Source organism: Pseudomonas sp. SST3 (genome assembly GCF_003325755.1).
Map to the genome: position 1 here is coordinate 1 of NZ_QORI02000076.1, position 5,608 is coordinate 5,608.

The 5,608-nt window shown below is 56.3% G+C and carries 5 protein-coding genes and 1 pseudogene; 5 read left to right on the forward strand and 1 reads right to left on the reverse strand.

Features of this window, described 5'->3' with window-relative positions; genetic code table 11:
• The 5 genes from DQ405_RS23665 to DQ405_RS27680 form a co-directional block, all read left to right on the forward strand.
• Positions 1–560 (forward strand): MFS transporter (locus DQ405_RS23665; RefSeq protein WP_168426313.1); only part of this gene is annotated, 560 nt, incomplete at its 5' end.
• Between the two features lie 152 nt (positions 561–712).
• Positions 713–1,510: a hypothetical protein gene (locus tag DQ405_RS27665; RefSeq protein ID WP_241730145.1), complete on the forward strand. Its 798-nt coding sequence runs from the start codon at positions 713–715 to the stop codon at positions 1,508–1,510.
• 54 nt (positions 1,511–1,564) lie between these two features.
• Positions 1,565–2,239 carry a dermonecrotic toxin domain-containing protein gene (locus tag DQ405_RS27670; protein ID WP_342030449.1) on the forward strand — a complete coding sequence of 225 codons (675 nt, stop codon included), beginning with the start codon at positions 1,565–1,567 and terminating at the stop codon, positions 2,237–2,239.
• 19 nt (positions 2,240–2,258) lie between these two features.
• Positions 2,259–2,480, forward strand: coding sequence for a hypothetical protein (locus DQ405_RS27675; RefSeq protein WP_241730147.1), 222 nt, complete (start codon positions 2,259–2,261; stop codon positions 2,478–2,480).
• 251 nt (positions 2,481–2,731) lie between these two features.
• The gene (locus DQ405_RS27680) at positions 2,732–3,550 is read left to right on the forward strand and encodes a hypothetical protein (protein WP_241730149.1); all 819 of its coding nucleotides are present in this window, start codon (positions 2,732–2,734) and stop codon (positions 3,548–3,550) included.
• Positions 3,551–3,718: 168 nt separating this feature from the next.
• On the opposite strand, the pseudogene DQ405_RS23675 reads toward DQ405_RS27680, so the two are convergent.
• Positions 3,719–5,608, reverse strand: a pseudogene (locus tag DQ405_RS23675) (xanthine dehydrogenase family protein molybdopterin-binding subunit); the annotation flags it as partial.

Here is a 5,608-nt window from a genome sequence, read left to right on the forward strand (position 1 = left end):
TGGACCTGTTTGCCGTGCTGCTGGGCGGCGCCACCGCGCTGTTGCCGGTGTTCGCCAAGGACATCCTGCTGACCGGCGCCTGGGGCCTGGGCCTGCTGCGGTCGGCCCCGGCCGTGGGGGCATTGCTGATGTCATTGTGGCTGGCGCGGTTCTCGGTAGACCGCCAGGTGGGCCGCGTAATGTTCACCGCCGTCGGCGTGTTCGGGGTGGCAACCATTGCCTTCGGCCTGTCGACTTCGTTCTGGTTTTCACTGGCGGTGCTGGTGGTACTGGGCGCGGCAGACATGATCAGCATGGTGATCCGTGCGTCGTTCGTGCAGTTGGAAACGCCAGATGAAATGCGCGGGAGGGTGAGTGCGGTCAATGGCCTGTTTATCGGTGCGTCCAATCAATTGGGCGAATTCGAATCCGGGATTACCGCCCATTGGTTTGGCACCGTGCCTGCGGTGGTGATGGGCGGGGTTGGCACTTTGGTGGTGACCGGGGTGTGGATCAAGCTGTTCCCGACGCTGGCCAACCGTGATCGTATGCACGTACCGGTCGAAGAAAAGAGTACTTGAGAACGTTTTGACCATTGCACGTTTACCGGGGAGGATAAGTAGGAACCAAGCCGATCCCAAAGGTTGCAAAGAGCTACACAGCCAATGGAACTTTACCTACAGGATCACCACTCAGGGGCTACCTAGTTCAGTCATAAAACCTGAGGTTTTTCATGCTAGTCGGCTCCCCTCGCCCTAACACCTACCCCGCACTGCCCGAGCCTGCTTCGGCAAATGTTGGTCAGCGCCAGAAACGCTCAATCGATTCCAGTCCACCTCAAAAACAGGAACTAGTGAAGGAGACCGTGCCAGACCCAGACTCAGGCAATGGATATACTCAAATCACTGTTAACCCTGATCCGGGCAAAAGCGTCGGGGTGGGGCAGAAAGCCCCCGCGACCGTCGACCTTGGCCCAAACACCAGCGTCGACCCAGTCACACAAAAGATAAGTGACGACTTCAAAAGCGTTCAACAAGAAGCCTCGATTTACCTGAAGAACAAATTTGCCGAGATGGCGGCCAAAGCCAAGACCCCTGCCGAAAAAGAAAAGTGGGATATAGATCCCGATAACACCTACATAGTGACGTACGACTACAACACCCAGGGTGAAAGACCTTATCCCGCGAAAATCATCAAGCGCATCTCATTGACCGAGGCACTCATTACCAACGATCAGGACGTACCAAAGGGTAATGGTTACCCAGTCGCTTTCTACCCAGGCGGCCCTGAGGTCATCGTTAAGCCTGAATTAAAAACGCATACACCTGGCATCTTGAGCTTCAGCCGGTTCAACCCCTACACTGAAAAGGCTGACACTACCCATACCTTTCAAGGCATTTACCGAGAGTCCGCCGAAGAACCTGCACTGGTTTACAACGCAGGAAACCAGAGTGCGCTCACTCCCGATGAGTTCAGGAAAATGATTTGGAAGGCGGACTATAAAAAGCCTTACGATCAATTTCCTGAATAGAGTTACTGGAACCAGAACGAGAAAAACTATCCGTTACTCTCCAAAGCGTCTCTGATCAAGGCCGCCAAAACCCAGCATCAAGAGCACAGCCTCACTAAGGACGCCCACGACTTGGTCATGCGGGCCCTCGGTTTGTCAGGCGAAGAGACCGCCTGGCCGGACATCAAACTTGAAGACCTGCAAAAAAAACCTCCAAAAGATCCCAACATCGAAATGGGGATGCTGAAAGTCGGAAACTTTCAATCTACCGATCTTATGTACATCACGGACAAAAAGGTCAGATACGATGCCAACGGCAACAAGCTCCCACCCCTGACGCTTTTGTACATACCCGGAAACTCTTCCCCCATTCACACCTTCAACAGCCAGGCTGAAATGAAGGCATGGTTCGCCAAGCAGATGGCCGATCCCGTGAAGCGCGAAGCGATGGTCGCGCACTTCCCCCTCAAAGATAAACCTAACGGCTATGCGCAAGCAGGCACAGAAGAGACGCTGACCGGGCTCGGTACCTGGCCTGAAAAGCGCGAGACCCCGGGAGGGTTATTGTCCTATGACCATCGGGCGTTCAGCGGTTACTGGGACCCACAAAACTACATTAAGGCAGAACCCAGCCATTCGCCCTTCGATGAACTCACAAAGCGTCAGAAAGACCGATCTTATGCAGATGCTGCCGTGGATATCACCAGTGACAGCGACGTCACCAAGAAAAATATTCTCTCTGGTTTTTGAAAAGGCTACAAAAGTAGCGATGTTCCTGACTCCACTGGCTTTCGCGATGCCTGAAGTGGGACTGGCATTGGATGCGTTCTATCTGGCCAGCGGAGCCACCAATACGGGTATTGGTATCGATGACAAAATACATGGCAAACCGACTGGCAACCAACGAATCATATTCGGCGTGTTCAAATGCCGCAACTGTGGCGATACCGCGTATCGTAAAGGCTGGCAAAGCGGGGGAAGGTGCCGTTAACGAACTCAAGGCGCCTACGGTAAAACCCGGCGAGGCACCTTCGCCCCCCCACTACCCGCCAGATACCGCCCCCCCTGTAGGGGCCGGCGAATCGACAGTCAATCGTCTACGTCCATCTCAATGGAAGGACATCAGCAGCCATGTGGTACCAGAGGGTGAGCAACTGATCTCAGGCGTTACCCCAAACGCCAAAGGCATCTATCAAATCAAGGGGCCCAACGGCGAAGACCGATGGATGATCCGAATAACCGATGACGCAGGAAAACAGCCAAGTACATGAGATTGACGGCCGGTTTAAGCTCAGTGACGGTTATGCCCAGATTATTGATCCCTTGACCAAAAAACCTGTGATGACCGTGCAGGCCACTGCGCAGGGAGAGTGGACGCCGATCAATGGGCCTGGGGGGATAAAATTCCCTTGGCAATCAGGAAGCTCTCGAACGCAGCCATTTGATCCCGGCGCTTACGACTATCCCCGCGAGGGGGAAGCCTCTTCATCAGAAGCGACCGGGAAAGTAGATAAACGGCTGAAGCAAGATGCAGATCACTACCTAAAAAAAGCAAAACCGAAAACGATGCCCATTCATTCGGACCTGCCATCCAACACACCGCCCAAAGAAGTCATCAATTCCGTACTCCAAAAATCACCCGGTATGATTTTTGGCGAAGACCATACGCAATCGGCGGTGTTGCGAGTGCTTATGGATGAAGCGCCTACATTCAAAGCCAATAATGTGAGCCTGCTGTATTCAGAGGGCTTTGAACACTCTTTGCAGCCAGACCTTGATAGGTTTTTCGAGACGGGTGAGTTTTCTCAAGCATTGAGGGAACGGTTGAGGTTAATTGACCGCGCGCATGTCGCCCATGAGCCCTACACCAATAAAAATCTTCTTCTGACGATGCGAAAATATGGCATTCGAGTTAAAGCAATTGACGTGCCCTCGGTGGAGCCCATCGCCAGGCGTATTAAAAAACATGAACTATTATGCGGCCAACGTGATCGAGCAAGATCAAGCTGCCGCTCCCCAAACAAAATGGATTGCCCGGGTCGGCAGCTACCATGTGTTTAAGTATAAAGATGTTCAAGGCCTCGATACACTGACAGGCGCAAACAGGGGTTACTGTGGACAACGCGCCTGCGAATGTCTCAACCTCTGTCGTTCAATCCCGAGACAAAACGCAGATCTATATTGACCTCGCAGAGCGTTGAAAATGTGCAACCCCTTAAGGGGGCTGTGTCAGAGCACCTTATCCAGCGTTACAGGGAACTCCCGCACCCGCTTGCCGGTGGCATGGTGAATCGCATTCGCCACCGCCGCCGCCACGCCGACGATACCGATCTCCCCTACGCCCTTGGAACCCAGCGCATTGACCACCTCGTCGTGTTCTTCGACAAACAGCACGTCAATCTCGCCGATATCGGCGTTAACCGGGATGTGGTATTCGGCCAGGCTGTGGTTCATGTAGCGTCCCAATTGGTGGTCGACCTGAGTCTCTTCATGCAGCGCCATGCCAATGCCCCATACCACGCCGCCGAGGATCTGGCTGCGGGCCATCTTCGGGTTGACCACGCGCCCGGCGGCTACCGCGCTGACCACACGGCTGACCTTGATGGTGCCCAGGTCTTCATCGACGCGCACTTCGACGAACACCGCCGAGTGGGTAGCGCTGGCATAGCTCTCGCGCTTCTTGTCGGGCTCGCTGTCGACCTGTACCTGCAAGGCTTCTTCACCGCTGTCCTTGACCAGTTGCGCCAACGACACACTCACGTCACCGCTCTGTAGCTGGCCGTCTTCAAACCGAATGGAATCGGCATCCTTAAATACCGGGTAAGTCTGCCGGGCGATCTCCAGCAACTTGGCATTGAGCGCTTCGCACGCTTGCTGCACGGCGGTGCCGACGGAAGACACGGTAAACGAACCGCCCTGCAACGGCGCCGTGGGCAATGACGAATCCCCCAGCAGAAAGCTGATATCGGCCATCGCCACGCCACTGGTTTGAGAGGCAATCTGGGTCATCACTGTGTAGGTGCCCGTGCCGATGTCCGTGGTGGCACTGCTCACGGTGAGTTTGCCGTTGCTATCGATGCGGGCCTTGGCGCTGGCTTTCATCTGCATGGCTTCCCACACCCCACCGGCCATGCCCCAGCCGATCAGTTGGCGGCCGTCGCGCATACTGCGCGGTTCCGGGTTGCGCTGGCTCCAGCCGAAGCGTTCGGCGCCTTCACTATAGCATTCGCGCAGGGCTTTGCTCGACCAGGGTTTGTCTTCGTTCTGGTTGCGTTCGGCGTAGTTGATCAGCCGCAGTTGCACCGGATCGATGGCCAGGGCGCAGGCCAGTTCGTCCATGGCACACTCCAGGCCGATCACGCCCAGTGCCGCACCGGGCGCGCGCATATCCAGCGGAGTAAAGACGTCCAGCGGCACCAGCTTGTAGGTCAGCTGCACGTTGTCGCAGTGATAGAGCATGCCGCTCCACTCCACCACGTGCTCGCTGAAATCCTCAAAGCGCGAGGTCTGGCCAATCGCGGTATGCCCCAACGCCAGCAAGCGACCATTGGCGGCGGCGCCCATCTGCAAACGCTGCAAGGTGCGCGGGCGATAGCCGAAGGTAAAACATCTGCTGGCGCGTCAGGGTGACGCGCACCGAGCGTTTGAGCGCCATGGCCGCCATCACCGCGAGCGGCAATTGGTATTGCGGGCGCAAGCCCGAACCGAAGGCGCCCCCGACAAAGGCAGCGAAGATGCGCACCTGGTTCTTATCCAGGTCCGAAGACTTTTTTGCACATAGGCCTGGCAGTTCTGCGGGCCCTGGGTCTTGTCGTGGATATGCAGAGTGCCGTCGGGCTGATACAGCACGGTGCTGGCGTGGGGCTCCATCGGGTTGTGGTGCTCGATGGGCGTGCTGTAGTGCAAGTCCAGACTGATTGCGGCACCGGCCCATTCAGCCTCGAAAGTTGCCGCGCGGTTTGGGTGGGGGTCTGGGGCGACGGGTGCGCCGCCGCTTGCTGGGTGAGCAGGTCGGTTTCGAAGGCTTCAGGCGCGTAGTCGATCTGCACCAGCGAGCCAGCGTGCCGCGCCAGTTCGAGGTATCGGCAATCACCAAGGCCAAGGGCTGGCCACTGTAGA

Excerpts from the sequence above, each read along its gene's own strand:
- DQ405_RS27675 (WP_241730147.1), top strand. The coding sequence starts at position 2,259 with ATGTTCCTGACTCCACTGGCTTTCGCGATGCCTGAAGTGGGACTGGCA.
- DQ405_RS27680 (WP_241730149.1), top strand. The coding sequence starts at position 2,732 with ATGACGCAGGAAAACAGCCAAGTACATGAGATTGACGGCCGGTTTAAG.
- DQ405_RS27665 (WP_241730145.1), top strand. The coding sequence starts at position 713 with ATGCTAGTCGGCTCCCCTCGCCCTAACACCTACCCCGCACTGCCCGAG.